This is a genomic window from Paracoccus ferrooxidans, from assembly GCF_029909815.1.
Classification (GTDB): domain Bacteria; phylum Pseudomonadota; class Alphaproteobacteria; order Rhodobacterales; family Rhodobacteraceae; genus Paracoccus; species Paracoccus versutus.
Map to the genome: position 1 here is coordinate 1,208,661 of NZ_CP038198.1, position 25,218 is coordinate 1,233,878.

The following is a 25,218-nucleotide window of genomic DNA, read 5'->3' on the forward strand; positions in this document are numbered from 1 at the left end:
GCAGGGCTCCGCGCTGTCATCCGGTCGTCTGGTCCGCGCCCTATATGATCGCCGCAGGGCGGGATTGCAACGTCAGCCTTGCCACCGCGACAGCGCGTCCTCGTCCTCGGCTCGGGCATCGACCCAGGCGCCGGGGCCGTCCGGGCCGATCTCGCGCTTCCAGAAGGGGGCGCGGGATTTCAGCCAGTCCATCAGGTATTCCGCCGCCTCGAAGGCCGCCGCGCGGTGGCGGGCGGCGGTGGCGACCATCATGATCGGCTCGCCCACCGCCAGCCGGCCATGGCGGTGCAGGATGCGCCAGTCGTCCAGCGCAAAGCGCCGCGCTGCCTCTTCGCCATAGGCGGCCAGCGCCTTTTCGGTCATGCCGGGGTAATGCTCGATCTCCAGCGCGACCAGCCGGCCGCCTTCGTCGCGCACAAGCCCGGTGAAGGTGACGACCGCGCCCGAGCCCGCGCCGAAGCCCGCCAGTTCGGCGGCAAGCTCGAAAGGCGCAGCCTGGACCCTGGCCGACATCTCAGCCCCCGGTCATCGGCGGGAAGAAGGCGACCTCGCGCACCCCCGCCAGGGGCGCGTCCAGGTCGGCCAGTTCCTGGTCGACGGCCACGCGCACCGCCGACAGGTCGGCCAGCGCCGTGGCATGCCATTCGTCCATGGCGGCAAGCTGCGCGACCAGATCGCGCACGGTCGCGGCCTCGGTCTCGATCCGCTCGCGCGGCTGGCCGATGCGTTCGCGCAGCCAGGCGAAATACAGCACGTCAAGCGCCATGGTCATCCCTCAGGAAGGGCCGGGCCTTGGCGAAATAGTCCCAGCCGGTGATCGCGGTCAGCACCGCGGCGATCCAGATCAGCGCCAGCCCGGCCTGGGTCGCCAGGTCCGACCAGTTGTCGGACCAAGGCAGGCTGGTCTCGCCCACCAGGGGCGGGTGGCCGGTTTCATAATAGTTCAGCCCGGTCCCCAGGAAAAGCACGGCGATCGCCACCATCTGCGCCGTGGTCTTCCACTTGGCAAGCTTGGTGACCTTGAGCAGCCGGGCCTTGTCGCCCAGGAATTCGCGCAGGCCCGAGACGAAGACCTCGCGGAACAGGATCACCGTCGCAGGCAGGATCAGCCAGGGATTCATGCCGGAATAGCCAGTGATGACCACCACGGCGATGATGACCATGGCCTTGTCGGCGATGGGGTCCATGGCGGCACCGAAGCGGCTTTCCTGGCCCCAGGCGCGGGCCAGGTAGCCGTCGAACCAGTCGGTCACGGCCGCGACCAGGAACAGCGCCAGCGCCGCGAAATCGGCGAACGGCCGGCTGAGGAAAAAGAACATCAGCGGCACCAGCGGCGCGGCCGCAAGTCGCAAAACGGTCAGGATATTGGGCAATGTCCAGCGCATGGGGGCAATCTAGGCTTTCGGCGCGGCGGGGGGAAGGGGGCCCGAGGCCATCAGTCGCATCCCGCTGTCAGGCCGGCTCGCCCTGCCCCGCCGCGCCGTGGTCATGGGTGCAAAGCGCATGGTTGCCCAGCACCTCGATCACCCGGCAGTCGGCGATGGTGCCGCAGGCGCATTGCGCCAGCATGCGCTGCAATTCGTCGCGCAACACCGTCAGCCGGGCGATGCGGGCATTGACCGCCGCAAGCTGGCGGCCGGCGATCTCGTCGGCGGCGGTGCAGGGGATGTCCGGCCGGTCCGACAGGCCCAGCAACTCGCGGATCGCCTCGAGCGGGAAGCCCAGGTCGCGGGCGTGGCGGATGAAGGCCAGCCGCTCTTGCGTCTTTCGCGCGTAAAGCCGCTGGTTGCCCGCCGTCCGCTCGGGCTGGGGCAGCAGGCCGATCTGCTCGTAATAGCGGATCGTCGGCACCTTCACCCCGGTCGCCCGGCTGAGTTTTCCGATGGAGAGCATGAGAAACCCCTTGAAGCTCTAGTTGCTGGAGCACCTAGGTTCCCGAATCATCGAGGACAAGGCCCGCGGTCTGCGCGGGCAGGAGATGAACGATGCGTGACGAAAATGCCGAACGGGTCGAATGGACGGTGACGGGCATGGACTGCGCCGCCTGCACCCGCAAGATCGCCGCGGCGGTCGAGCGGATGCCGGGGGTGGGCGAGGTCTCGGTCGGGCTGATGGCCGAGAAGCTGTCGCTGACGCTGCACCCGGACGGGACAAGCCGCGACCAGATCGAGGACACGGTTCGGCGCCTGGGCTTTGGCATCGCGCCGCGCGGGCAGGAGGCACCGCGCAAGAAGGCCTTCGTGCTGCCCGATGCCGCGCCTGCGACGGATATGGCGCTGGCGACGGCCCCGGCCGCGCATGGCCACGACCATGGCGCTGCCCGCGGCCAGAGATGGCATCGCACCGCCAAGGGCCGGCTGGTCGTCATGACCGGCCTGCTGCTGGCCGCGGCCTGGGCCTTCGAGCTGCTGACCACGGCCGAATGGGGCTATTGGGCCTTCCTGCTGGCCTGCGTGATCGGCGTCGCCCCGGTGGCGAAGCGCGCCTTCGCGGCGCTGCGCCTGGGCCAGCCCTTCACCATCGAAAGCCTGATGACCATCGCCGCCGTCGGTGCCCTCTTCATCGGTGCCGCCGAGGAGGCGGCGCTGGTCGTGTTCCTGTTCGCCCTGGGCGAGGTGCTGGAGGGTGTCGCCGCCGGCCGGGCGCGCGACGGCATCCGGGCGCTGGCGGATCTGGTGCCCAAGACCGCGCTGCTGGAGGTGAACGGCAAGACGCGGGAGGTTCCCGCCGACAGCCTGGAGATCGGCCAGGTCGTGCTGGTCCGTCCCGGCGACCGCATCCCCGCCGATGGCGCGATCGCCGAGGGCACGAGCGGCATCGACGACAGCCCGGTGACCGGCGAGAGCGTGCCGGTGACCAAGGGACCGGGGGACGGGGTTTTCGCAGGCTCGATCAATACCGAGGCGGCGCTGCGCGTGCGCGTCATGCGCGAGCCTGCGGACAACACCATCGCCCGCATCATCCGCCTGGTCGAGGAGGCCGAGGAAGCCCGCGCGCCCACCGAGCGCTTCATCGACCGCTTCAGCCGCTGGTACATGCCCGCCGTGGTGGCGGTCTCGGCGCTGGTGGTGCTGGTGCCGCCGCTGGCATTCGGCGCGGACTGGGGGAGCTGGATCTATCGCGGCCTGGCGCTGCTGCTGATCGGCTGCCCCTGCGCGCTGGTGATCTCGGTCCCGGCCTCGATAGCCTCCTCGCTCTCGGCCGGGGCGAAGCGCGGGCTGTTGATGAAGGGCGGCGCGGTGATCGAGGCCGCGGCCAAGGTCACCCATGTCGCCTTCGACAAGACCGGCACGCTGACGCATGGCCGGCCGGTGGTCACCGACCTGGTGCCGGCCGCCGGCGTGGACGAGGCCGGGCTGCTGGCGGTGGCGGGCGGGGTCGAGGCCGGCTCCAGCCATCCGCTGGCGCGGGCCATCCTGGCGCGCGCCGCCGAGGCGGGCGTGGCCCCGCTGCCCGCGCGCGAGGCGCGGGCGCTGGTGGGCCGGGGGGTCGAGGCGGTCGTCGCAAACGAGCCCGCATGGGTATCCTCGCCCCGCCATGCCGCCGAGCAGGGCGGAATCGAAGCCGATGCGATCCGCCGCGCCACCGCGCTGGAAAGCGAGGGCAAGACCGTGGTCGCGGTCTTTCGCGCGCGCCGCCCCCTGGGGTTGATCGCCATGCGCGACGAGCCGCGCGCCGATGCCGCCGAGGCGATGGCCCAGCTTCGCGCGCTGGATGTCGGCGCGGTCATGCTGACCGGCGACAACCCGCGCACCGCCGAGGCCATCGCGGGTGCCCTTGGCATGGACCATCGCGCCGGGATGCTGCCCGAAGGCAAGCTGGCCGCGATCCGCGAGATGGCCGCGCAGGGGGGCGTGATGATGATCGGCGACGGCATCAACGACGCCCCGGCGCTGAAGCAGGCGAGCGTGGGGGTGGCGATGGGCTCGGGCACCGACGTGGCGCTGGAGACGGCGGATGCGGCGATCCTGCGCGACCGGGTGGCGGACGTTCCGGCGCTGATCCGGCTGGCGCGGGCGACGATGGGCAACATCCGCCAGAACGTCGCCATCGCGCTGGGACTGAAGGCGGTGTTCCTGGTGACCTCGGTCCTCGGCATCACCGGGCTGTGGATCGCCATCCTGGCCGATACCGGCGCGACCGTGCTGGTCACGCTCAATGCCCTGCGCCTGCTGGGCCACGACCCCGGCAAGGCGGGCTAGGGTCGATCCGCCAGGCGCGCTGCTTGTCAGGTCGGCCGCCTGGCGATCCCTCCAGGGTCGAAGGGCCGGCCCGGCGGGAAGGATCTGCCGCTTAGGCCGCGCGAACCTCTGGACATTCTGGGAATAGCGCCCGGCCACAAGCCTGATCAGGTCAAAGTTGCCCTTGCAGCATATGCGCCGCAAGATATGGCCGACAAAGGCAGAGAACCGTCCGTTCTTGAGAGCTTGAGCAATAGTGACACAAGCGCACCCTTTAAAGAATATAAGATGATATTCCATATGCCGACATCGACACCTATCAAGATCGAATATCCGGGACGGTGTGAGCTTAACCGTAGCTTTGGGCGGAACAATCGCACCAGTGAACGGATCCGGATGAATTATCCGCTCCTTCCTCCTGACCTGCCCCCCGGTCGTCCCTCGTTCATAACGAGAGTCCTTGGGGTTGATATTGGTTGGTTTCGGGTGTGGCAAGCGCGCCGGGCGCGGAGCCCTCAGATTGCTCAAGCGCTCGGCGCGCGTCGGACGGGGTCTTGTTGCCCAGCGAGGAATGGGGCCTGACGTTGTTGTAGTCGTAGCGCCAGAGGGCCAGTTTGCGGCGGGCATCAGCCAGGCTGTCGAAGATTTCCTCGTTCAGGCATTCGTCGCGCAGGCTGCCGTTGAAGCTTTCGATGTAGCCATTCTGCTGCGGCTTGCCCGGGTCGATGTAGTGCCATTCGACGCCGTTCGCGTTGGCCCATTTCAGGATGGCCTTGCTGGTGAACTCGGTTCCGTTGTCGCTGACGATGCAAGCGGGCTTGCCGTAAATCCTGACCAGCGCATCCAGTTCCCGTGCCACCCGAGCCCCAGAGATGCTCGTGTCAGCGATCAACGCCAGGTTCTCGCGGCAGCAATCGTCGTTCACAGCCAGAATGCGGAACTTGCGGCAGGCCCCGAACGTGTCGGACAGGAAGTCTAACGACCACCGCTGGTTTGGCCTCAACGGCGCTGGTATTGGCGTCCGGCTACCTCGTGCCCTCTTGCGGCCACGCCTGCGGCGCACCGACAGGCCCTCTTCCCGGTAGATGCGATAGAGCTTCTTCTCGTTCATGATCATGCCCTTGCGCTCCAGCAGGATGCCCACGCGCCGGTAGCCGAACCGCCGGCGCTTCTCGGCAATCTTGTGCATCTCCTCACGGATTTCCGGGTTGTCGGGTGGCCTGTCACGCCGCACCGTCTTCGGATCGACACCGATCAGGACACAGGCCCGACGCTGAGAGATCGGATGATCCTTCATCGCCCGCAGCACCGCGTCCCGCCGTTGCACCGGTGTCGTCAGGGCTTTCCCAAGAGATCCTTCAGAACCACGTTGTCCAGCATGGCATCGGCCAGAAGGCGCTTCAGCTTCGCGTTCTCGTCCTCGAGCTGCTTCAGCCGCTTGGCGTCCGACAGGTCCATCCCGCCATACTTCGCCTTGAGCTTGTAGAACGTCGCGGGGCTCAACCCGTGCTTCCGGCAAAGCTCGGAAGTCGGCAAACCCGCCTCCTGCTCCTTGATCATCCCGATAATCTGCGCCTCGGTGAACCGGCTTTTCCTCATGTCGTCTGCTCCTTCTCAGGTTGGGCAGACTCTACATCACAGCGAGGGAACTTCCGGGGGGCAGGTCACTCCAGGCATCAGTTTGAGGGCATCGCGTACGATCCAGCACTACGACCAAGTTGATCAGCCGCGCATCAGCGAGATTGTTGCTGATCTGACGGCGAAGATTGGTGTCCCTCCACTTCAGATCACCACGGTTAGGCCCAAGTATCGGCGGCAGTTTGCGAACGGCGTTCAAGTTCTCGATAGCGCTGATCAAGAGCATGAGTGCTATGAGTATATCGGCAAAGGACACAATGAGGCCGGGGTTAAAAACAATGAGAACGGTCGGTGCGATGTCGCCCTGATCATTGAATTTGGCACGGGTATTTCGGACGACCGCGCTAGGTCATGTTGACAAATGGCGGAGCCAGAGGCGGATCGACGTGATGTCGATGAAGCCCAGGAAGCTTTCGGCGGTCTTGTCGTAGCGGGTGGCGACGCGACGGGCATTCTTGAGCTTGTTGAAGCACCGCTCAACGAGATTGCGCAGGCGGTAGAGCCTGCGGTCAACGGCGACCCGTAGCTTCCGGGTTTTGCGCATGGGGATGACCGGCACCACGTCGCGCACCTCCATGGTCTTGCGGATGTTGTCGGAGTCGTAGCCGCGGTCTGCGAGCAGAACGCTTGGCTCGGGCAGGTTGTCAGCCATGACCAGATCGAAGCCGAGGTAGTCCGATGTCTGCCCGGCCGTGATCTCGGTTCTCATGGGCAGGCCTGCCGCATTGACCCGCAGATGGATCTTGGTCGTGAAGCCACCTCGCGAGCGGCCGAAACCTTGGCGCGGAGTCCCCCTTTTGCGCCCGCTGCCTGATGATGAGCGCGAACCACGGTGCTGTCGATCATCTGCAGCGCATCCGGCACGATCCGGCTCTCGTTCAGCGCCTCCAGGATCTGTTCCCACAGCCCCGCCAACGTCCAGCGCCGGAACTGCCGATAGACAGACGACCATTTGCCGAACTCTTCCGGCAGGTCGCGCCAGGGCGACCCCGTTCGGGCGATCCAGAAAATCCCATCCAGAACAAGCCGATGGTTCGTGGGCTTGCGGCCGTTCGGAGAACGGACAGCCAGGATGAAGCGTTCAAAGAACGCCCACTCGTCGTTCGACATCAGGTTTCGTGCCACGCTGGTCTCCATTGCAGATACCAGCTTGAATCACGATCACCGCGCCCGGTGAATCCCTTTTGTCAACACGCCCTAAGCCATTGGCAAGTCAGATCGCACTGTGGTCAAAAGAGAGCTATCCAAGCCGTCGAAGCAGCGCGCCAATCGGAAAGTGCCCGATGTGTGCAGTGTCTGCGGCGTTACTTGGCTGAATGATTTCGGGTTCTATCGAGGGGTCGATTTCAGAATCAGGCGATGTGCAGGGGAATATTTGCACCCGTTGCACCGAATCGAAAGCCCCGACTTTCGCCCAATTCCATGAGGCATCGCATAGTCTGGCGAGGAAATCTTCTCGGCCTCGCCAAGACCAGAAACGTGACCGGCCTTGATGATGGGATGAATGCGGGAAACCCCACAGAAAACCCTATAAAAACATAATTCTATGCGGATTTTCTGGTGGAGCCGAGGGGAATCGAACCCCTGACCTCATCATTGCGAACGATGCGCTCTACCAACTGAGCTACGGCCCCATCGGCGTGCTATCTCGCGCAAGCGCCGGGGCTTGTCAAGGGGCCGCAAGACCTGTTTCGAAGCTTTCTGCTCTGCCCCCTGCCGCGGGAAAACCCCGCCGAAACATCGGCGGGGCAGGACGCATCACTCTGCCGCCTCGGCATAATCCTCGACCGGGGGACAGGTGCAGACCAGGTTGCGGTCGCCATAGGCATTGTCCACCCGCCCGACCGGCGGCCAGTACTTGTCCACCCGGAAGGCGCCCGGCGGGAAACAGCCCTGCTCGCGCGAATAGGCGCGGTCCCAGTCGGCAACCAGATCCTCGACCGTATGCGGCGCATGACGCAGGGGCGACGCCTCGGCACCGATCCGGCCCTCGGCGATCTCGGTGATCTCGTCGCGGATCGCCAGGAAGGCGGTGACCAGCCGGTCGATCTCGGCCTTGGTTTCCGATTCGGTCGGCTCGACCATCAGCGTGCCGGCGACCGGCCAGCTCATCGTGGGCGCGTGGAAACCGTTGTCGATCAGCCGCTTGGCGATGTCGTCCACGGTCACGCCATGCTCCTGGAAAGGCCGGGTGTCCAGGATGCATTCATGCGCCACCCGGCCGCGATTGCCCATGAACAGCACCGGATAGGCGCCGGTCAGGCGGCTGGCGACATAATTCGCGTTCAGGATCGCGACCCGCGTCGCCTGCGTCAGCCCGGCGCCGCCCATCATCAGGATATAGGCCCAAGAGATCAGCAGGATCGAGGCAGACCCCCAAGGCGCCGCCGAGACCGCGCCCGAACCCGTCCGCGGATCGGCGGGCAGGAAGGGCGCCAGATGCGCCTTGACCCCGATGGGCCCCATGCCGGGACCGCCGCCGCCATGCGGGATGGCAAAGGTCTTGTGCAGGTTCAGATGGCTGACATCGCCGCCAATCTCGCCCGGCCGCACCAGCCCCACCAGCGCGTTCATGTTGGCGCCGTCGATATAGACCTGGCCGCCATGGTCATGGGTGATGCGGCAGACCTCGCGCAGCGTGTCCTCGAAGACGCCATGCGTCGAGGGATAGGTGATCATCACCGCCGACAGCCGGTCGCCGGCCTTCGCCGCATGTGCGGCGAAATCCTCCAGGTCGATGTCGCCGTTCGGCGCCGATTTCACCACCACGACCTTCATCCCCGCCATCTGCGCGCTGGCCGGGTTGGTGCCATGGGCGCTGACCGGGATCAGGCAGATATCGCGATCCTCGCCCCGCGACTTGTGATAGGCGGCGATGGTCAGCAGCCCGGCATATTCGCCCTGCGCGCCGCTGTTCGGCTGCAGGGAAAACGCGTCATAGCCGGTGATCGCGCACAGCTTCTCGGTCAGGTCGGCAAAGACCTCGTGATAGCCGGCCGCCTGGTCCTCGGGGGCAAAGGGATGCAGCGCACCGAACTCGGGCCAGGTGATCGGCATCATCTCGGCAGCGGCGTTCAGCTTCATGGTGCAGGAACCCAGCGGGATCATCGCCCGATCCAGCGCCAGGTCGCGGTCGCTGAGCCTGCGCATATAGCGCATCATCTCGGATTCCGCCCGGTTCATGTGGAAGACCGGATGGGTCAGGTAGTCGCTTTCGCGGATCAGCGCCTCGGGGATCGTGGGCGTCGCGGCCGGACGGGCCGGGTCGGTGATGCCGAAAGCGTCCAGCACCCGCGCGATCACCCCCGCATCCGTGGTCTCGTCGACCGAGATCCCGACCCGGTCGCGCCCGACCTGGCGCAGGTTGATGCCGCGATGCCGGGCGGCGGCCAGGATCCCCGCCTGCCCCACGCCCACCCGCACGGTGATGGTGTCGAAGAACGCCTCGGGCTGGACCTCGGCCCCGGCGGCGCGCAGCGCCTCGGCCAGCGTCGCCGCGTTCAGATGCACCCGCTGGGCGATGGCGCGCAGGCCGACCGGCCCATGGAACACGGCATAGAAGCTCGCCATCACCGCCAGCAGCGCCTGCGCGGTGCAGACGTTCGAGGTCGCCTTCTCGCGCCGGATATGCTGTTCACGCGTCTGCAGCGACAGGCGATAGGCGCGGTTGCCCTTGGCGTCGATCGACACGCCGACGATCCGCCCCGGCATGGCGCGCTTCATCTCGTCGCGGCAGGCCATGAAGCCGGCATGCGGCCCGCCATAGCCCATGGGCACGCCGAAGCGCTGCGCCGAGCCGATGGCGATGTCGGCGCCCATCGCGCCCGGCTCCTTCAGCACGCAAAGCGCCAGCAGGTCGGTCGCCATGATCGCCACCGCGCCCGCGGCATGCAGCGCCGCGATCTCGGCGGTATAGTCCCGGACCTCGCCGAAAGTGCCGGGATACTGGAAGATCGCCCCGAACACGGCCGACGGATCGCATTCCGTGCCGCGGACGACCTCGATCCCCAGCGGCGCGGCACGGGTCTCGATCACGGCGATGGTCTGGGGATGCAGGTTCTCGCTGACGAAGAACGCAGGCGCCTTGGACTTGGCCACGCGCTGCGCCATGGCCATGGCCTCGGCGGCGGCGGTGGCCTCGTCCAGCAGGCTGGCATTGGCCACCGGCAGCCCGGTCAGGTCGGCGACCATGGTCTGGAAGTTCAGCAGCGCCTCCAGCCGGCCCTGGGCGATCTCGGGCTGATAGGGGGTGTAGGCGGTATACCAGGCCGGGTTCTCCAGGATATTGCGCTGGATCGCGGGCGGCGTCACCGTGCCGTAATAGCCCTGCCCGATCAGGCTGGTCATGACCCGGTTCCTGGCCGCCACCTCGCGCATGCGCTGCAAAAGCGCCGCCTCGGACAGCGCCGGCCAGTCCAGGGCCTCGGCCTGCCGGATGCTGGCCGGCACGGTCTGGCCGATCAGCTCATCCAGCGTCTCGGCGCCCACGACCTTCAGCATCGCCGCCATCTCGGCCGGGGACGGCCCGATGTGGCGGCGATTGGCGAAATCGTCGGGATCATAGTCGGTCGGGGTCCATTTACCCATCACTGGCCTCGATGCATCAGTATATCCACGGGGACGGTCCCGGAGATCGCGCGGGCCCGAAACGCCCACCTTTCTCCGTTCTCCAAATACTCTCGGGGGTCCGGGGGCAGACAGCCCCCGGCTTCCGCCGGGCCGCCAGGCCCGGCAATCTCAGCCGATCAGCGCCTGGTAGCCCGCCTCGTCCAGGAAACCGGACAGGTCGACCGAGGCCGGCTTGATGCGAAAGAACCAGGCCGCCATCGGATCCTCGTTCACCGCGCCGGGCGCGTCGGGCAGCGCCTCGTTGACGGCGGTGATGACGCCCGCGACCGGCGCCACGATGTCCGAGGCCGCCTTGACCGATTCGATCACCACGATCTCCTCGCCCGCCTCGACCTCGCGGCCGACCTCGGGCAGCTCGACGAAGACGACGTCGCCCAGCTGCTCGCTGGCATGCGCCGTGATGCCGACGACGATCTCGTCGCCGTCCTGTTTCAACCATTCGTGGTCTTCGGTGTATTTCAACATGCCTGGCCTCTCAGCGCCTGTAGCTTGGTTGATGGAAGGGAAGCGGGGTGATCGTCACCGGCAGCCGCCGGCCGCGCAATTCGGCCCAGACGGTGGCGCCGGGGGCAAGCCGCGCGGGCAGGATCGCCATGGCGATCGGCCCGCCGACCGAAGGGCCGAAGCCGCCCGAGCAGACCTTGCCCAGCAGGGCGCCGCCCTCGGCCGCGTCGAAGATCCCGACCCCCTCGCGGATCGGCGCGCGGCCCTCGGGGCGCAGGCCCATGCGGCTCTGGGCGGGGCCTCGGGCCAGTTCCTCCAGCACGGCATCCGCGCCGGGAAAGCCGCCCGCGCGGGCGCCGCCGGCGCGCCGCGCCTTGGGGATCGACCAGCCGAGCCCCGCCTCGCCGGGCAGGCTCGAGCCGTCCATGTCATGGCCGTAAAGCGGCATCCCCGCCTCCAGCCGCAGGCTGTCGCGGGCGCCCAGCCCGATGGGCGCGACCTCGGGCTCGGCCAGCAGCGCCTCGGCCAGGGCGACCACCCGGTCCTCGGGCACGGAAATCTCGAACCCGTCCTCGCCGGTATAGCCCGAGCGGCTGACCCAGAGCGTCGCGCCCTGCCAGTCGAACTCGGCCACGTCCATGAAGCGCATCGCCGCCACGCCGGGAACCAGCCGCGCCAGCACCGCCTCGGCCTCCGGCCCCTGCAGCGCCAGCAGCCCGCGATCCGTCACCGGCTCGACCGAAATCCCCCGCGCCTCCAGCTGGCGCAGATGGGCGATGTCCTGCTCGGCGCAGGCGGCGTTCACCACCAGCAGCAGGTGGTCGCCCTTGTTGGCGATCATCAGGTCGTCGAGGATGCCGCCCGCCTCATTGGTGAACAGCCCGTAGCGCTGCCGCCCCTGGGCCAGGCCCAGGATGTCGGCGGGCACCAGCGCCTCCAGCGCCTCGGCCGCGCCCGGCCCGCGCAGGATCACCTGGCCCATGTGGCTGACGTCGAACAGCCCGGCATGGGCGCGGGTATGCAGATGCTCGTTCAGCACGCCCATCGGATATTGCACCGGCATCTCCCAGCCGGCAAAGGGCACCATCTTCGCGCCGCGCGAAAGGTGCAGGTCATATAGCGTCGTGCGCCGAAACTCGGCCATGGGCATCCCCCTTTTCTGCGGACGGACCTGTCCCGGCCGCTGCGATGCCCCCTCTGTCCCTACCCCGAAGCGGGGGCGCCTGAGATCGTTATCCCTTCGGCGGGCGGCTGATGCCGCCTCTCTCCAGAGCGTTCGGCGGAAAACGGTCCCTTTGCCTGAGAGATTCCTGGGGCGGTTGCTCCTTCGGCCCTGGCTTTTCGCCAATGTCTCCCGATTTCCGACTTTCGTCGTAGCCGGGCGGCAGGATTCTGGCAAGAGCCTTCTGCCGCCCGGTTTTTCAGACCGTGACGTTCAGCGCGCCCCCGTCCAGCAGGATATTCTGACCGACCATGAACCGCGCCTGCTGGCTGCACAGGAAGGCGCAGGCGGCGCCGAAATCCTCGGGGCGGCCATAGCTGCGGGTCGGGATCGTCGCCTCGCGCCGACGGCGGGCCTCGTCGAGGTCGATGCCCTCGGCCCTGGCCACGCCCGAATCGAGGCTGACGGCGCGGTCGGTGGCATGGATGCCGGGCAGCAGGTTGTTCACCACCACGCCATGCGGCGCCACCTGCCGCGACATGCCGGCGACAAAGCCGGTCAGCCCGGCGCGGGCGGTGTTCGACAGCCCCAGCACCGCGATGGGCGAGCGCACGGATTGCGAGGTGATGTTGACCACCCGGCCCCAGCCGCGCTCCATCATGCCCGGCACCAGCGCCTGCATCAGCGCGATGGCGGTCAGCATATTGGCGTCGATGGCCTTGATGAAATCCTCGCGCGACCAGTCGGTCCAGGTGCCGGGCGGCGGGCCGCCGGCATTGTTGACCAGGATGTCGGCCTGACCGGCCAGGGCCTCCAGCACGGCGGCGCGGCCCTCTTCGGTGGTGATGTCGGCGGCGACCGGCGTGACCGAAACGCCATGACGCGACGCGATGTCGCGCGCGGCCGCCTCCAGCGCCTCGGCGCCGCGGGCGTTGACGACCAGATCGACCCCGGCCTCGGCCAGGGCTTCGGCGCAGGCCCGGCCCAGCCCCTTCGACGCGGCGCAGACAAGCCCCTTCTTGCCCCTGATCCCCATATCCATGGCTTCCCTCCTGTTCAGCTCGCCGCCAAGGAAGCGCGGGGCGCGCGGATTGTCCAGTTCAGAAGCAGAGGATCTCGGCCTCGGCCTCGGCGCGGCGGAAATTGGCGACGATGTCGTTGACGGCGATGCCCTGGCGAAAGATGCCGGCGCGCTCGCCCGGCGTCTGGCGCATGGCCAGCACCGTCTCGGCCTTGACGTAGTCGTCATAGGGCAGGATCTCGGCGATCTGGTCGATGGCGCAGCTGCACCGCTCCAGCATCTCGCGGGTCTGGCCGTTCGCCGCCATGCAGACGAAGACGTAATCGGCCCGCGCATTGGTCGGATAGTCGTTGATCGCCTGCGCCCAGGCCATTCCGGCCGAAAGCGTCAGGGCTGCCGTCAGGGTTGCCCGGATCATTTCAACACCATTTCGCTGTGATAGGCCGGCCGCCCGCCGGCCAGCGGGCCGGTCTCGGCCAGCATGCGCCGGATCGGCCGTTTCGGATCGTCCAGGGTGAAGCGCAGCTCCAGCGTGTCGAAGCCGGCCATGCGCCCGCGATTCTCGTCCTGCGCGAAGGGCGTGAAGACGGCGACGGTCGCCTCGCCCTCGCGCCGGACCGCGCCGTCGCGAAACAGCGCATCCTTCAGCCGGTTGCGGATATAGAACGGGCTGCCCCCGGTCAGCGCCGCCATGTCCCGCGCGATGGTTTCCAGAAAGAAGGTCAGCGCCGGATCGCCGCCCGAGGCCGGGAAGGGGCCGATCCTGCGCGTGATGCGCGGCGTCTGCTCGGTCAGCTCCAGCGCCGGCGGGCCGTCCGCGGCGTCCGGGGCGACGGCTGCCAGCGTGACGGTGCCCTCGCCCAGCGGTGCAAAACCCCCAACCTCGGGGCCGGTCTGGCGCAGCGTCCAGACCAGCGGTCCCTGCGACAGATCCCAGGGCCCACGCTCGGCAAAGACCAGGTCGCCCGCCTCGCCCGCCCGAAGCGGCGTGGCCAGCAGCGCGATCAGCGCCAGTCCTCGCAAGACGTTCATCCCGGTCCTTCCTTCCCTGTCAGCGACCCTGCCCCCGTCCGGGCCGCGGCGAAAGCCCGCCGCCGGCTGCCTGCTGCTTTGGTCTTAGGCCAGCATCCGCTGCAGCATGGCCTGCAGGTCCTCGGGGCGCACCGGCTTTTCCAGCAGGGGCACGCCCATCTTCTGGCAGGCGCCGCCCAGCTCCGGCCCCCGCCGGGCCGAGACGACGATGGCCGGCACCGCCTGCCCGGCCGCCCTGCGCAAGGCCGCGATGGCCTGCAGGCCGGTGTCGCCATTGTCGAGGTTGTAGTCGGCGATCACCACGTCCGGCGGCTCGTCGCCCATCTGCGCCAGGGCCTCGGCGATGCCGCCCGAGACGCGGGCCACCATCCCCAGCCGGTCCTGCAGCACCAGTTGCAGGGCGCGGCGCATGGCGTCGTCATTCTCGACCACCAGCGCCACCCGGCCGCGCAGATGCGGGCCCTGGCCGGCGCCCTCGGGCCGCGCGGCCTCGCCCCCCGGCGCGACCAGCGGCAGGCTGACGCGAAAGACGGTGCCGCGCCCCGGCTCGCTGTCCATGGCGATGGGATGGCCCAGCTTGGCGCAGGCGCGGCGCACGATGGACAGGCCCAGCCCCATGCCGGGCGCGCCGCCCTCGCGGCCGATGCGCTGGAACTCGTCGAAGACGCGGGCGCGGTCGGCGGCGGCGATGCCGATGCCGGTGTCGTAGATCTCGAGCCACGCCCGCTCGCCGCGCTTGCGCACGCCGACCAGCACGCCGCCGCGGTCGGTATACTTGATCGCGTTGGAGACGAGGTTCTGCGCGATCCGCCGCAGAAAGGTCGGATCGCTTTCCACCACCGCCGAGGTCGGCGCAAAGCTGAGCCGCAGTTCCTTGGCCTCGGCCATGGGCGCATATTCGACGGCCAGGCGGCGGAACAGCTCGCCCAGGTCGACGGGCTTGCGCTGGAACTCGATGCGCTGGCTGTCCAGGCGGGAGATGTCCAGCACCGCGTGCATCAGCTCCTCGACCGATTCGAAGGCGCCGGAAAGCCGGCCGGTCAGCTCGCGCTGGAACTCGTCCAGCGGCGTGTCCTTCAGCGCCGACAGGAACAGCTTGGCGGCGGACAGCGGCTGCAACAAGTCGTGGCTCGCCGCGCGCAGGAACCGGGTCTTCGAGCGGTTCGCCTCTTCGGCCGAGGCGCGGGCGACGGCCAGCTCGCGGTTGCGTTCGGACAGGTCGGCCAGCGCCTGCTCCAGTTCGCGCGTGCGGGCCTGCACCTCCTGCTCCAGCGCCACGGCGGCCTGGAACATGGACCAGGCCGAGCCGCGGCTTTCCTCCAGCCGGTCGATGCGCTCGACCAGCACATCGGCGATGCGCGTCAGCTTCTCGACCCGCCGGGCGGGGGGATCGTCGTCGCGCAGGAACATGGCTCAGCCCGGCGCGGGCGGCATCAGGGCCATGCCGACGAAGGTCTGGTTCACATGCATGCCGCTGTGCTGCTCGCCATAGGTGTTGAAGCCGGCGACGCGATAGCGCGCCAGAAGCTCCGACATCTGCCCGTCCATGCCGGCGCGTTCCAGCGCCAGCCGCCGCAGCACGCAGTCGAAGCCCAGCACCATCAGCGGCGGGCGCGGCAGCGCGTCCAGCGCCTCGGCAAAGCCGCGGGTCATGTCCATGGCCCGGCCCAGCGTCAGGATGCTGCCCGCCTCGATCCCGGACAAAAGCTGCAGGCCGCCCTCGGGGGAGATGGCGCGGATGGCGCGGACGTGATGGCGCTTACCGGTGCGCAGCAGCAAGGGATGGCGGGCGAATTCGGTCGGGGTCAGCGCCTCGACCGGGATGCCGGCCAGCCGGGCATATTCCTGCGCCGCCGGCTCGTCGTTCAGCTCCAGGATGATGCGGTTGTGGCGGTCGGCGGCGGTGACGACCGCGCGCCGGTCGGTCGGGCTGAAATGCTGGAAGGAAACCTCGGCCGCCGCCAGGTCAGTCTCGACCAGCAGGAACAGCGCCGCGCCGGGATGGGCCACACCATCGACCATCTGGCAGGTCGGGCCGAAGCCCATGCCCTCGGCGCTTGAGCCGCCGACGATCGGCAGGCCGGGGATCGCCGCGTCCAGCGTCGCGGTCAGCACGTCCTCCTGCCGGGCCAGCGCATCGGCCAGCAGCACGCCGAAGCTGGAGCGGCGCAGGTCGGAGCGGAAATCGCCGTGAAAGCGGCGCAGCGTCGCCATCCATTCCGACACCGGCACCAGCGCCTGGTCGCGCAGCACGCAGACCCCGACCCGGAAGCTGGCCGAGGGAAACCCCAGCGCCGTCACCGTCTGCGCACAATAGCCGCCGGGGCCGATCTCGCCGACCGAGGAACAGCCGACGACCCGGCAGCCCTGCCCCAGCGCCTCGCGCAGCGCGCCGCCCAGGGCGGGCAGCCCCTCGGCCGGCATGCCGAACAAAAGCACCAGCGCAGGGTCCAGCGGCGCCATGGCCGCGGCGATGCGCCGGGCGGTGTCGTCGCCGGCAGCCGGCACCGAGACGGCGACGGGCGCGGGCGGCGGCACGGCCGGCCGCGCCTCGGACCGCGCACCGGGCCAGGGTTCGGGCGAGGCCGCGCTCATGCCGGTTCGAACAGCCTGACGCTATTGGCCAGCAGCACCGCCTGGGTGCGGCGGCGGGCGTTGATCTTGGACATGATCGCGGTGATGTGGGTCTTGACCGTCGCCTCGGCGATGGACAGCTCGTAGCTGATTTCCTTGTTCGCCTTGCCCTGGCAGATCAGCCGCAGGATCTTCATCTGCTGCGGCGTGAGCGTGGCGAAGCGGCGGGCCAGTTCGGCGCGGGCCGCGTCCTCGGCGCCGGCATGGTCGGGCTGGTAGCTGTCGGGCGTCACCCGCTCGCCCTCCCACATGCGGCGCAGGCTGTCCACCAGCGCCTCGCGGCCCAGCGACTTGCTGATATAGCCCTGCGCCCCCGCCGCCATCGCGGCCGAGATCATGGCGTTTTCCAGATCGGCCGAGATCATGGTGATCGGCACGTCCGGGATCTGGCGGCGCAGCGTCACCAGCCCCTCGGCGCCTCTGGCATCGGGCAGGTTCAGGTCCAGGATCACCGCATCCGGCGAGCCCTGGTTGCGGATCTGTTCCAGCGCGGCGGCAAGGCTGCGGGCGGTGCGCACGTTCCTGAGCCCGAAGCTGATCTTCAGCGTCAGGGCCAGGGCGTCGCACATCAGCGGATGGTCGTCCACGATCAGGATCTCGCGGACGCGGTCGGCGGAAAGCCTTGGCGATGCGGCGCGGTCCTGCGACTGCATTTCGGCTGAGGCCATCGTTCTCCTCCCCAAGAAACGACAGGGGCCGGGGCCTTGGCGCTCCGGCCTTTATCCATCCATCTTAAGACCGCCGCCCGCCGGCGCAAGCCCGTTGGACGCCGGGGCGGGTTTCGGGCTACGACTTCGGTTGTATTGGCCGAAACCAAGGCACATGGCAATTTGACCGGGGCAAAGGGGGAAAATCACCATGCCGTTCAGCCGCAGAATCGCCCTGCTGGCGGGGGCCGCCGCCCTGGCCGGGCTGGCGCGGCCCGCCTTGGCCCAGACCCCCGCCATCCGCATCGGCACGCTGGAAAACGGCACCGTCACCTGGGAGATCGAGACGATCCGCAGGCGCGGCCTGGACACCGCCAACGGCTTTCGGCTGCAGCCGATGATCCTGGCCGGCAACCCCGCCACCCAGGTCGCCATGCAGGGGGCCGAGGTCGATACCATCGTCTCGGACTGGCTGTGGGTGGCGCAGCAGCGGGCGCGCGGCACGGGCTTTCGCTTCCTGCCCTATTCGACCGCCGTGGGCGGCGTGATGGTGCCGGCGCAAAGCCCGGTGCGGGTGCTGGCCGACCTCAGGGGCAAAAAGATCGGCATCGCCGGCGGGCCGGTGGACAAGAGCTGGCTGATCCTGCGCGCCTGGTCGCGCGAGAAGCTGGGCGAGGATCTGGCCGACGTGACGCAGCAGGTCTTCGGCGCGCCGCCGATGATCCTGAACGCCGCCGAGACCGGCGAGGTCGATGCCGCGATCAACTTCTGGCATTTCCAGGCCCGGATGCAGGCGCGCGGCATGCGCGAGATCATCTCGGTTGAGACGGCGGCGGGCGACCTGGGCCTCGACCCCTCGACGCCGCTTCTGGGCTATGTGCTGCGCGACGACTGGATCGCGGCCAACCCGGCGCTGGCGGCGGGGTTGGCGCGCGCATCCCGCGCGGCCAAGGATCTGCTGGCCCAGGACGATGCCGCCTGGGACGAGCTGCGCCCGATCATGCAGGCCGGTGACGAGGCCGAGTTCCAGACGCTGAAGGCCGGCTGGCGCGCCGGCATCCCCGCCCCCGGCCCGGTCGATGCCGCGAACGCGCAAAGGATGTTCGCCACCATGGCGGAACTGGGCGGCGACGAATTGACCGGCGGCCTTTCCGCCCTGCCCGAGGGCCTGTTCTGGTGGCCGGAGTAGCCCTGCCTTGACCGGAGCGCCGAAACCCCCCGCGTTGCGTCCGGGCCTGGTGCCGGGAGTGCTGTCGATCCTGGCCATGCTGCTGGTCTGGACCCTGGCCTCGCAGCTGACCGACCGGCCGCAGACCCTGCCCGCGCCCTGGGACGTCGCCGCGCGCATCATGCGCCTGGCCGCGACCGGAGAGCTGTGGTTCAACGCCGGGATGACGATGTTCCGCGTGGTCGCGAGCTTCGCGCTGGCCATGGCGGCGGGCATGGCGCTGGGGCTGTGGATGGGCCGCAGCCGCGGCGCCGACCAATGGCTGAACCCCGGCCTCATCATCCTGCTGAACGTGCCGGCGCTGGTGGTGATCGTGCTGTGCTATATCTGGATCGGGCTGAACGAGACCGCCGCCGTCCTGGCCGTCGCGCTGAACAAGATCCCGGTGGTCACGGTGATGATCCGCGAGGGCACGCGGGCGCTGCGCCCCGACCTGGACGACATGGCCCGCGCCTTTCGCATGCGGCCCTGGGCGCGGCTGCGCCATGTCGTGCTGCCGCAGCTGGCGCCGCATGTCGCCGCCTCGGCGCGGGCCGGGATCTCGCTGATCTGGAAGATCGTGCTGGTGGTCGAGTTCCTGGGTCGCTCGAACGGCGTCGGCTTCAAGATCCATCTGCTGTTTTCCAGCTTCGACGTGACCGGCGTGCTGGCCTGGGCGCTGGCCTTCGTCGCCGTCATGCTGGCCATCGACCTCATCCTGCTGCGGCCGTGGGAGAGCCGCGCCAACCGCTGGAGGCAGGATGCGGCTTGAGCTGGAGGCCAAGTCCTTCGGCCCGAGGCAGGTGCTGGGCCGGCTGGCGCTGTCGGTCGCGCGCGGCGAGCGGCTGGCGATCCTGGGCCCCTCGGGCATCGGCAAATCGACGCTGCTGCGCATCCTGGCCGGGCTCGACGCGGATTATCGCGGCCGGCTGGAGGGCGCCGAGCGCCTTGCCGTGGTGTTCCAGGAGCCGGTGTTGCTGCCCTGGCGCGATGCGGTCGGCAACATCGCCATCCCGACCGGCTGCGATGCAGCCACGGCGCGGGACTGGCTGGCGCAGGTCGGGCTGGCGGGGCACGAGGCGAAGTTCCCGCGCCAGCTTTCGCTGGGCCAGCAGCGCCGGCTGGCGCTGGCCCGCGCCTTTGCCGCCGGGCCGGACATCCTGCTGATGGACGAGCCCTTCGCCTCGCTGGACGGGGACACGGCGGCGCGGATGCTGGCGCTGACCGATGCGCTGCTGACCCGCAGCGGCGCCGGGCTGGTGCTGGTCACGCATGACCCGGCCGAGGCGGCGGCGCTAGGCGCCCGCCCCCTGCATCTGGGCGGCGATCCGGCGCGGCTTCAGAAGGACTGATCCCAGACCCGGCCCTCGGTATCCTCGGCATGGACCGTCACCGGCCCCTCGCCCGGCGCATGGGCAAAGCGGAACACCGGGTCTTCGGAAATCGAGATCCCGGCCTCCATGGTGAACAGCGGCGCCTCGCCCTGCCTGACCTCCAGCGTCTGGATGAACTCGGCCGGGATGGTCAGCAGCGTCACCTGGTCGCGTTGCAGGCCCGAGAAATTCGGGTGCCGGATCATCAGCGTGCCGACCTTTCGCCCACCCTCCTCGGCCGCGCGAAAGCGCATCTCGCCCATGGTGGCGCGCACCTCGTCCATGCTTTTGCCGGCCGGGGCCGCGCAGCCGCCCGAGGCTTTCACGAAGCGGCCGGCCATGACCTTGCGCCCATCCGCCAGCGTGGCGATGGCGCGCAGGTCGGAATAATTGTCCACCCGCACCCGCACCTCGAAATCCAGCGGCATCAGCGCCTCGCCGAATGTGAACTCGGCCGCGACCGGCGCGGGATTGCCGTCCACCACCAGCGCCAGCGCCCGGATCGCGGGCGCGCCGGGCGGCTGGGTGATGCGCACCGGCACCAGCGCCGGGTTGTCGGCCCGCGGCGGCGCGTCGAGGTCGAAGACCGCCGGATCGACCGGCGGCTCCTTGTCCGTGCCGATCACGGCAAGCCGCATGTCCTCCCACAGGGCCGAGGGCTGCATGGGATTGGCGACCTCGGCCGCCAGCGCCCCCGGCGCCAGCATCATCGCGGCAAGCAGGCAAGCCAGCCTCATCCCCGTTTCTCCCTTGTCATGCGGCGATAGACCAGCACGGTCGAATCGCTCGCCGCCTCGGCCTCGGCCGCCGCGCGCAACCGGGCGTGCAGGCTGGAGCGCGAACAGACCGGATCGGTCGCCCGCACGTCGCCCGCCAGCGCCATCGCCTGGCAGCGGCAGCCGCCGAAGTCGATCTCGCGCCGCTCGCAAGAGGCGCAGGGCTCGGGCATCCAGCCGGTGCCGCGAAAGGCGTTGAAGGCCGCGCCGTCGTGCCAGATCCGGGCCAGCGGCACCGCGCGCACGTTCTCGAACGCCAGGCCCTTGATGGTCTGGGCGGCGTGGCAGGGCAGCACGGTGCCGTCCGGCGCCACGTTCAGCCCGGTCGAGCCCCAGCCGCCCATGCAGCTTTTCGGAAAGGCCGCCAGATGGTCGGCGGGCACATAGTCGATGACCATGCGGCCTTGCAGGCGCAGGCGGGCGGCGTCCACCACCTCGCGCGCGCGGATCGCCTGGGCCTGGGTCGGCATCAGCGGCAGGCGGTTCAGCTCGGCCCAGCCGTGGAACTGCACGGTCGCCACCTCGATGCGGCGGCAGCCGAGCCGCTCGGCCAGGTCGATCATCTCGGGCAGGCGGTCCAGGTTCTGGCGATGCACCACCGCGTTCAGCGTCAGCGGAAAGCCGATGGCGCGGACCCATTCCGCCACCTGCATCTTGCGCGCGAAACTGCCGCCATAGCCGCTGATCCAGTCGGCCATCTCGGCGTCGATGCCTTGCAGGGACAGCTGGACGTGATCGACCGCGCCGTCCAGCTCGCGCAGCCGCGACTCGGTCAGCCCGATGCCCGAGGTGATGAGGTTGACGTAAAGCCCGGCGTCGCGGGCCGCGGCGGCGATCTCGGCCAGGTCGCGGCGCGAGGCGGGCTCGCCGCCCGACAGATGCACCTGCAACACGCCCAGATCGGCGGCCTGGCGGAACACATCCGCCCATTCGGCCGCCTTCAGCTCGGCGCTGGCGCGGGTCAGCTCGACCGGGTTCGAGCAATAGGGGCAGGCCAGCGGGCAGCGATGCGTCAGTTCCGCCAACATGGCCATGGGCAGGCCGACGCGGACCGGGTTGCCGTCGATGTCGCGGGGGGCGGGATCGTCTCTCATGCCGCCTCCCCCTCCAGGAACACCATGCGCCGGTCGATCAGGCCGCGCAGGAACTCCTGCACGTCGCCCTCGATCTGCTCGGCCGGCGCGTCGTAGCGGGTGCAGAGCGTCTCGATCACCTCGGCCAGGCTGCGCCTGCCGTCCAGTTCCGACAGGATCGCATGGCCCACCGGGTCGAGCTGGATCACCCGCTCGGGCGCCAGCAGCACGCGGATGCCGCGCACGCGGTCGTCGTGAAGCCGCACCCCGCGCGGCAGATAGGGCACCGCGGCGCCGCTGATGCGATCCGCGCTCATGAGGCCCCCGCGGCCTCGGGGGCCGGCTCGGGGATGGCCGCGTCCAGCAGCCCCTCGCCCGGACGCCAGGCGCCGGGGGGGATGTTGCCCTGCACATAGCCGTGCCACAGCGCGTCGAGCTGCGCCCAAAGCACGTCGGTCTTGAAGACCAGCGCCGCCGCCGCCGCGTCCTGCCGTTCCAGCGTATCGGCACGGTCCAGCACGTAGTTCAGGCCGAACTCCACGTCCTTCGGCGCCTCGGCCAGCCGGTTGCGGAAATAGGCGAGGCTGGCGTCGTCGGCGAAATCGTAATGCTTCAGCAGGCCCTCGATCCGCTCGGCATGGATCCTGGGCGCGAACATCTCGGTCAGGCTGGCGGCCACGGCATCCAGCAGCGGCATGTCGCGCACGAAGCGGACATAGGCATCGACGGCAAAGCGGGTCGCCGGCATCACGCCCACGCCGCTGGCGACGTAATCGGGGTCGAGGCCGACGGCGCGGGCCAGCGCCAGCCAGCGCCGGATGCCGCCGCCCTGATCGACGCCGCCGTCGTGATCCTCGATGCGACTGCGCCAGATGCGGCGCAGCTGCGGGTCTTCGACGCGGGACAGGAAGGCTGCGTCCTTCATCGGGATGCGCGACTGGTATTGCCAGCGATTGACGACCCAGGCCCGCACCTCGTCGGGCGTGCATTCCCCGCCGTGCAGGCGTTTGTGGAACGGGTGGCGGTCGTGATAGCGCTCGGCGCCGATGCGACGCAGGCGCTCGTGGAACTCGGCGCGGGTCTGGGCGCGGTGGTCGGCAAGTTTCATGGCGCGATCTCCATTCCGTCATGGCCGACCTGCCAGCCCGCCGCCTGCGCCTGCGCACGCTCGGGGCTGGTCGGATCGACCATCGGGTTCGAATTGTTCAGATGCACGTAGATGCGGGCACCCAGCGCCAGGTCGCGCAGCGCCTCCAGGCTGCCGCCGGGGCCCGAGACCGGCACATGGCCCATGCGCCGCCCAGTCTTGGCCCCAAGGCCCGCGCGCAGCATCTCGTCATCCGTCCACAGCGTGCCGTCGAAGAGCAGCGCATCCGCGCCGGCGATCCGGTCGCGCAGCCAGCCGGGGACCGAGGCGCAGCCGGGAATATAGAACACCCGCCGCCCGCCGGCGGCCAGTTCGACCCCCACGGTCTGCTCGCCCATCAGCTCGGTCTCGACCCGCTCGCCCTCCAGATAAAGCGGCACCTTGCCCGGCACGGCGAAAAGCCGCGCGACCAGGCCGGGCGCCAGGTCGAAGCCCTGCTCCAGCGCCACCGGGCGCCGGGCGACCAGCCGCGGGTCCAAGGCGGCCAGCATCGGGTTGGCGGCCAGCACGCCATGGATCGCGGGCGTGGCGAACAGGTCGAACCCCTGCCCTTCGCGCAGGGTCAACAGACCGGCGACATGGTCGATGTCGCCATTCGTCACCAGCACCGAGCGGATCGGTGAGCCGCGCAGCCCCCCAGGCCGCAGCGCCGGCGTCGCGGCCAGCTGCTGGCGCAGGTCGGGCGAGGCGTTGACCAGCGCCCAGTCCCGGCCATTCGCGGAAACGGCAATCCCGCTTTGGCTCATGGCGGGAATGCGTCCTGCGCGCGCGGCCTCGCAATTGCGGCAGCCACAGTTCCACTGCGGCACGCCGCCACCGGCGCCGCTGCCGAGAATCACGATACGCATGGGAAAGGCTCCGGCAGGCCCGGCCCCCGTCGGCCGGGGGCCGGGCCGGGGATATCGCCGGCGGGTTAGAACAGGACCGGCTCGTCCTCGGCCGGGGCATACATGTTGATTTCCATGCCGCAGGCGATTTCCCTCGGCGCGGGTTTGGTCCAGGCCATATAACCTCCTCCTCAAGACACCGCGGGAATGCGGCTGTTTCGATGCTAAGCCGACCGGGCCACCAGTCAACACGCCAAAGGTCGTAGATGGTCCCGGTCGCGGGCTTGTGTTAGCCTTGCGCCGCGAAAGGAAAGCGGATGTTCCATCTGGTCCTTGCCGCCTGCCTGGCGGCCCAGCCCGCCACCTGCCAGCCGCGCCTGCTGCCCGCCGGCGACGCCGCCACGCGCCAGGAATGCGAAGAGCGCGCCGCCCCCATCGCCCGCGACTGGCTGGCCCGGCATCCCGAACTGACCGGCGACGGGCCGCGCTGCGTCGAGACTGCCGAACTGCCCGCCCTGAGCGTGCAGGAAGTGGCGGCGGGCGTGCATGTGCATCAGGGCGCGATGGCGCAGATCTCACGGCAGAACCGCGGGCGGATCGCCAACCTGTCCTTTGTCGTCGGCGATACCGTGGCGGTGATCGACGCCGGCGGCAGCCGCGCCGAGGCCGAGGCGCTTTACGCCGCCATCCGCCGGATCACCGACAAGCCGGTCAGCCACCTGATCCTGACCCATATGCATCCCGACCACATCCTGGGCGCCGAGGTGTTTTCCGAGGCCGGCGCCACCATCGTCGCCGATGCCCGCCTGCCCGAGGCGGTGGCGCGGCGCGCGGAAAGCTGGATGCTGTCGACCCCGCGCCAGATCGGCGAGGATGCCTTTGCCGGCACGCGCATCGCCGGCGTGGACCAGACCGTCGCGGCGCCGCAGGTGCTGTCCTTGGGCGACCGGCAGCTGCGGCTGACGCCGGTGCCGCCGGCCCATACCGGCAGCGACATGACCGTGCTGGACGAGGAAACCGCCACGCTCTTCACCGGCGATCTGGTGTTTCTGGGCCTGACGCCCTCGCTCGACGGTTCGCTGGCCGGCTGGCTCGACTGGACCGGGCGCAAGCCCGACCCCGAGCCGGCGCTGATCGTGCCCGGCCACGGCCCGGTCGCGGAAAGCTGGGACGAGGCGGTGACGCCGACGCGGCAATACCTGACCGCGCTGCGCGACGCCACGCGCGAGGCGATCGGCGCCGGCCTGCCGCTGTCGCGGGCGATCCCGGCCATCGTCGCGGCGATGATGCCGGTATCCGAGGGCTGGGCCGATTTCCGCGACACCACGGCGCGCAATGCCGCCGCGGCCTATGCCGAGCTGGAATGGGAATAGATTGCCTCGCCCGCGCCCGGATGCCACAACTATGCCGAGCGCAGAAGGAGGAAG

General features: G+C 69.4%; 27 protein-coding genes, 1 tRNA gene and 1 riboswitch. Of the genes, 6 read left to right on the forward strand and 22 right to left on the reverse strand.

Annotation, left to right across the window (positions count from 1 at the left end):
- Positions 1–72 precede the first annotated feature (72 nt).
- The 4 genes from E3U26_RS06100 to E3U26_RS06115 all read right to left on the reverse strand — a co-directional run bounded on the left by E3U26_RS06100 (position 73) and on the right by E3U26_RS06115 (position 1,893).
- On the reverse strand, positions 73–513 hold the full coding sequence (locus E3U26_RS06100) for a molybdenum cofactor biosynthesis protein MoaE (RefSeq protein WP_499105739.1): 441 nt from the start codon (positions 511–513) through the stop codon (positions 73–75).
- 1 nt (position 514) lies between these two features.
- Positions 515–766 (reverse strand): molybdopterin converting factor subunit 1, encoded by a 252-nt coding sequence (moaD, locus tag E3U26_RS06105; protein WP_036759065.1) that lies wholly within the window; start codon positions 764–766, stop codon positions 515–517.
- On the reverse strand, positions 756–1,385 hold the full coding sequence (gene pgsA / locus E3U26_RS06110; RefSeq protein WP_036758991.1) for a CDP-diacylglycerol--glycerol-3-phosphate 3-phosphatidyltransferase: 630 nt from the start codon (positions 1,383–1,385) through the stop codon (positions 756–758). Before pgsA ends, moaD begins: the two co-directional genes overlap by 11 nt.
- A gap of 67 nt (positions 1,386–1,452) precedes the next feature.
- Positions 1,453–1,893 carry a MerR family transcriptional regulator gene (locus tag E3U26_RS06115; protein ID WP_499105740.1) on the reverse strand — a complete coding sequence of 147 codons (441 nt, stop codon included), beginning with the start codon at positions 1,891–1,893 and terminating at the stop codon, positions 1,453–1,455.
- Positions 1,894–1,985: 92 nt separating this feature from the next.
- On the opposite strand from E3U26_RS06115, the gene E3U26_RS06120 reads away from it, so the two are divergent.
- Complete coding sequence (locus E3U26_RS06120) at positions 1,986–4,202, forward strand: heavy metal translocating P-type ATPase (protein WP_499105741.1); 2,217 nt, start codon at positions 1,986–1,988, stop codon at positions 4,200–4,202.
- A gap of 424 nt (positions 4,203–4,626) precedes the next feature.
- Here E3U26_RS06120 and E3U26_RS06125 read toward each other — a convergent pair.
- A protein-coding gene (locus E3U26_RS06125; protein WP_114537220.1) for an IS3-like element ISPfe1 family transposase occupies positions 4,627–5,780 on the reverse strand; the annotation gives its coding sequence in 2 pieces (ribosomal slippage) (positions 4,627–5,534 and positions 5,534–5,780; 1,155 coding nt in all).
- A 388-nt stretch (positions 5,781–6,168) separates the two neighbouring features.
- Positions 6,169–6,956, reverse strand: a protein-coding gene (locus E3U26_RS06130) for an IS5-like element ISPme2 family transposase (protein WP_088238952.1) whose coding sequence is annotated in 2 segments (ribosomal slippage) — positions 6,169–6,620 and positions 6,620–6,956 — 789 coding nt in all. Because the reading frame shifts where the segments join, the coding sequence is not laid out codon by codon here.
- A gap of 88 nt (positions 6,957–7,044) precedes the next feature.
- On the opposite strand from E3U26_RS06130, the gene E3U26_RS06135 reads away from it, so the two are divergent.
- Complete coding sequence (locus tag E3U26_RS06135; protein WP_499105742.1) at positions 7,045–7,245, forward strand: hypothetical protein; 201 nt, start codon at positions 7,045–7,047, stop codon at positions 7,243–7,245.
- 132 nt (positions 7,246–7,377) lie between these two features.
- Here E3U26_RS06135 and E3U26_RS06140 read toward each other — a convergent pair.
- The 10 genes from E3U26_RS06140 to E3U26_RS06185 all read right to left on the reverse strand — a co-directional run bounded on the left by E3U26_RS06140 (position 7,378) and on the right by E3U26_RS06185 (position 17,409).
- Positions 7,378–7,453 (reverse strand) — tRNA-Ala (locus E3U26_RS06140).
- A gap of 124 nt (positions 7,454–7,577) precedes the next feature.
- Positions 7,578–10,406, reverse strand: coding sequence for an aminomethyl-transferring glycine dehydrogenase (gcvP, locus tag E3U26_RS06145; protein WP_499105743.1), 2,829 nt, complete (start codon positions 10,404–10,406; stop codon positions 7,578–7,580).
- Positions 10,407–10,556: 150 nt separating this feature from the next.
- Positions 10,557–10,913, reverse strand: coding sequence for a glycine cleavage system protein GcvH (gene gcvH / locus E3U26_RS06150; RefSeq protein ID WP_081750479.1), 357 nt, complete (start codon positions 10,911–10,913; stop codon positions 10,557–10,559).
- A gap of 10 nt (positions 10,914–10,923) precedes the next feature.
- On the reverse strand, positions 10,924–12,036 hold the full coding sequence (gcvT, locus tag E3U26_RS06155) for an aminomethyltransferase family protein (protein WP_499105744.1): 1,113 nt from the start codon (positions 12,034–12,036) through the stop codon (positions 10,924–10,926).
- Positions 12,037–12,169: 133 nt separating this feature from the next.
- Positions 12,170–12,259, reverse strand: a riboswitch (glycine riboswitch).
- 54 nt (positions 12,260–12,313) lie between these two features.
- Positions 12,314–13,096 carry an SDR family oxidoreductase gene (locus E3U26_RS06160; protein ID WP_499105745.1) on the reverse strand — a complete coding sequence of 261 codons (783 nt, stop codon included), beginning with the start codon at positions 13,094–13,096 and terminating at the stop codon, positions 12,314–12,316.
- A 58-nt stretch (positions 13,097–13,154) separates the two neighbouring features.
- On the reverse strand, positions 13,155–13,493 hold the full coding sequence (locus tag E3U26_RS06165) for a hypothetical protein (RefSeq protein WP_036757127.1): 339 nt from the start codon (positions 13,491–13,493) through the stop codon (positions 13,155–13,157).
- Positions 13,490–14,107 (reverse strand): hypothetical protein, encoded by a 618-nt coding sequence (locus E3U26_RS06170; RefSeq protein ID WP_114535797.1) that lies wholly within the window; start codon positions 14,105–14,107, stop codon positions 13,490–13,492. The genes E3U26_RS06165 and E3U26_RS06170 overlap by 4 nt, the downstream gene beginning before the upstream one ends.
- A gap of 84 nt (positions 14,108–14,191) precedes the next feature.
- Entirely contained in the window at positions 14,192–15,517 is a 1,326-nt protein-coding gene (locus E3U26_RS06175; protein WP_449046037.1) for an ATP-binding response regulator, read from the reverse strand.
- 3 nt (positions 15,518–15,520) lie between these two features.
- A complete protein-coding gene (locus tag E3U26_RS06180; RefSeq protein ID WP_499105746.1) occupies positions 15,521–16,702 on the reverse strand; it encodes an FIST signal transduction protein in 1,182 nt (393 codons plus the stop codon).
- Positions 16,699–17,409, reverse strand: coding sequence for a response regulator transcription factor (locus E3U26_RS06185; RefSeq protein WP_499105747.1), 711 nt, complete (start codon positions 17,407–17,409; stop codon positions 16,699–16,701). The genes E3U26_RS06180 and E3U26_RS06185 overlap by 4 nt, the downstream gene beginning before the upstream one ends.
- Before the next feature lie 190 nt (positions 17,410–17,599).
- Between E3U26_RS06185 and E3U26_RS06190 the strand changes: the two genes are divergently transcribed.
- Genes E3U26_RS06190 through E3U26_RS06200 form a run of 3 tightly spaced genes read left to right on the forward strand, consistent with a single transcriptional unit; the run spans position 17,600 to position 19,947 of the window.
- Positions 17,600–18,577, forward strand: a complete 978-nt coding sequence (locus tag E3U26_RS06190; protein WP_499105748.1) for an ABC transporter substrate-binding protein — start codon at positions 17,600–17,602, stop codon at positions 18,575–18,577.
- A 7-nt stretch (positions 18,578–18,584) separates the two neighbouring features.
- Complete coding sequence (locus E3U26_RS06195; RefSeq protein ID WP_114535793.1) at positions 18,585–19,367, forward strand: ABC transporter permease; 783 nt, start codon at positions 18,585–18,587, stop codon at positions 19,365–19,367.
- The gene (locus E3U26_RS06200) at positions 19,357–19,947 is read left to right on the forward strand and encodes an ATP-binding cassette domain-containing protein (RefSeq protein ID WP_499105749.1); all 591 of its coding nucleotides are present in this window, start codon (positions 19,357–19,359) and stop codon (positions 19,945–19,947) included. Before E3U26_RS06195 ends, E3U26_RS06200 begins: the two co-directional genes overlap by 11 nt.
- Here E3U26_RS06200 and E3U26_RS06205 read toward each other — a convergent pair.
- From E3U26_RS06205 to pqqA, 6 genes are all read right to left on the reverse strand, one after another.
- Positions 19,935–20,705: a quinoprotein dehydrogenase-associated SoxYZ-like carrier gene (locus E3U26_RS06205; RefSeq protein WP_499105750.1), complete on the reverse strand. Its 771-nt coding sequence runs from the start codon at positions 20,703–20,705 to the stop codon at positions 19,935–19,937. The two genes, E3U26_RS06200 and E3U26_RS06205, sit on opposite strands and share 13 nt — an antisense overlap.
- Complete coding sequence (pqqE, locus tag E3U26_RS06210; RefSeq protein ID WP_499105751.1) at positions 20,702–21,838, reverse strand: pyrroloquinoline quinone biosynthesis protein PqqE; 1,137 nt, start codon at positions 21,836–21,838, stop codon at positions 20,702–20,704. Before pqqE ends, E3U26_RS06205 begins: the two co-directional genes overlap by 4 nt.
- Complete coding sequence (gene pqqD / locus E3U26_RS06215; RefSeq protein WP_036757092.1) at positions 21,835–22,134, reverse strand: pyrroloquinoline quinone biosynthesis peptide chaperone PqqD; 300 nt, start codon at positions 22,132–22,134, stop codon at positions 21,835–21,837. The genes pqqE and pqqD overlap by 4 nt, the downstream gene beginning before the upstream one ends.
- Positions 22,131–22,925, reverse strand: a complete 795-nt coding sequence (gene pqqC, locus E3U26_RS06220) for a pyrroloquinoline-quinone synthase PqqC (RefSeq protein ID WP_243785573.1) — start codon at positions 22,923–22,925, stop codon at positions 22,131–22,133. Before pqqC ends, pqqD begins: the two co-directional genes overlap by 4 nt.
- Positions 22,922–23,812 (reverse strand): pyrroloquinoline quinone biosynthesis protein PqqB, encoded by an 891-nt coding sequence (gene pqqB / locus E3U26_RS06225; RefSeq protein ID WP_499105752.1) that lies wholly within the window; start codon positions 23,810–23,812, stop codon positions 22,922–22,924. Before pqqB ends, pqqC begins: the two co-directional genes overlap by 4 nt.
- 65 nt (positions 23,813–23,877) lie before the next feature.
- Positions 23,878–23,970: a pyrroloquinoline quinone precursor peptide PqqA gene (gene pqqA / locus E3U26_RS06230; protein WP_036757082.1), complete on the reverse strand. Its 93-nt coding sequence runs from the start codon at positions 23,968–23,970 to the stop codon at positions 23,878–23,880.
- 138 nt (positions 23,971–24,108) lie between these two features.
- Between pqqA and E3U26_RS06235 the strand changes: the two genes are divergently transcribed.
- Positions 24,109–25,164 carry a quinoprotein relay system zinc metallohydrolase 2 gene (locus E3U26_RS06235; RefSeq protein WP_072461762.1) on the forward strand — a complete coding sequence of 352 codons (1,056 nt, stop codon included), beginning with the start codon at positions 24,109–24,111 and terminating at the stop codon, positions 25,162–25,164.
- Positions 25,165–25,218 lie beyond the last annotated feature (54 nt).

Bases quoted from the DNA above. Each gene is read 5' to 3' on its own strand.
- E3U26_RS06100 (WP_499105739.1), bottom strand. From the start codon at position 513: ATGTCGGCCAGGGTCCAGGCTGCGCCTTTCGAGCTTGCCGCCGAACTG.
- moaD (WP_036759065.1), bottom strand. From the start codon at position 766: ATGGCGCTTGACGTGCTGTATTTCGCCTGGCTGCGCGAACGCATCGGC.
- pgsA (WP_036758991.1), bottom strand. From the start codon at position 1,385: ATGCGCTGGACATTGCCCAATATCCTGACCGTTTTGCGACTTGCGGCC.
- E3U26_RS06115 (WP_499105740.1), bottom strand. From the start codon at position 1,893: ATGCTCTCCATCGGAAAACTCAGCCGGGCGACCGGGGTGAAGGTGCCG.
- E3U26_RS06120 (WP_499105741.1), top strand. From the start codon at position 1,986: ATGCGTGACGAAAATGCCGAACGGGTCGAATGGACGGTGACGGGCATG.
- gcvP (WP_499105743.1), bottom strand. From the start codon at position 10,406: ATGGGTAAATGGACCCCGACCGACTATGATCCCGACGATTTCGCCAAT.
- gcvH (WP_081750479.1), bottom strand. From the start codon at position 10,913: ATGTTGAAATACACCGAAGACCACGAATGGTTGAAACAGGACGGCGAC.
- gcvT (WP_499105744.1), bottom strand. From the start codon at position 12,036: ATGGCCGAGTTTCGGCGCACGACGCTATATGACCTGCACCTTTCGCGC.
- E3U26_RS06160 (WP_499105745.1), bottom strand. From the start codon at position 13,096: ATGGATATGGGGATCAGGGGCAAGAAGGGGCTTGTCTGCGCCGCGTCG.
- E3U26_RS06165 (WP_036757127.1), bottom strand. From the start codon at position 13,493: ATGATCCGGGCAACCCTGACGGCAGCCCTGACGCTTTCGGCCGGAATG.
- E3U26_RS06170 (WP_114535797.1), bottom strand. From the start codon at position 14,107: ATGAACGTCTTGCGAGGACTGGCGCTGATCGCGCTGCTGGCCACGCCG.
- E3U26_RS06175 (WP_449046037.1), bottom strand. From the start codon at position 15,517: ATGTTCCTGCGCGACGACGATCCCCCCGCCCGGCGGGTCGAGAAGCTG.
- E3U26_RS06180 (WP_499105746.1), bottom strand. From the start codon at position 16,702: ATGAGCGCGGCCTCGCCCGAACCCTGGCCCGGTGCGCGGTCCGAGGCG.
- E3U26_RS06185 (WP_499105747.1), bottom strand. From the start codon at position 17,409: ATGGCCTCAGCCGAAATGCAGTCGCAGGACCGCGCCGCATCGCCAAGG.
- E3U26_RS06190 (WP_499105748.1), top strand. From the start codon at position 17,600: ATGCCGTTCAGCCGCAGAATCGCCCTGCTGGCGGGGGCCGCCGCCCTG.
- E3U26_RS06200 (WP_499105749.1), top strand. From the start codon at position 19,357: ATGCGGCTTGAGCTGGAGGCCAAGTCCTTCGGCCCGAGGCAGGTGCTG.
- E3U26_RS06205 (WP_499105750.1), bottom strand. From the start codon at position 20,705: ATGAGGCTGGCTTGCCTGCTTGCCGCGATGATGCTGGCGCCGGGGGCG.
- pqqE (WP_499105751.1), bottom strand. From the start codon at position 21,838: ATGAGAGACGATCCCGCCCCCCGCGACATCGACGGCAACCCGGTCCGC.
- pqqD (WP_036757092.1), bottom strand. From the start codon at position 22,134: ATGAGCGCGGATCGCATCAGCGGCGCCGCGGTGCCCTATCTGCCGCGC.
- pqqC (WP_243785573.1), bottom strand. From the start codon at position 22,925: ATGAAACTTGCCGACCACCGCGCCCAGACCCGCGCCGAGTTCCACGAG.
- pqqB (WP_499105752.1), bottom strand. From the start codon at position 23,812: ATGCGTATCGTGATTCTCGGCAGCGGCGCCGGTGGCGGCGTGCCGCAG.
- pqqA (WP_036757082.1), bottom strand. From the start codon at position 23,970: ATGGCCTGGACCAAACCCGCGCCGAGGGAAATCGCCTGCGGCATGGAA.
- E3U26_RS06235 (WP_072461762.1), top strand. From the start codon at position 24,109: ATGTTCCATCTGGTCCTTGCCGCCTGCCTGGCGGCCCAGCCCGCCACC.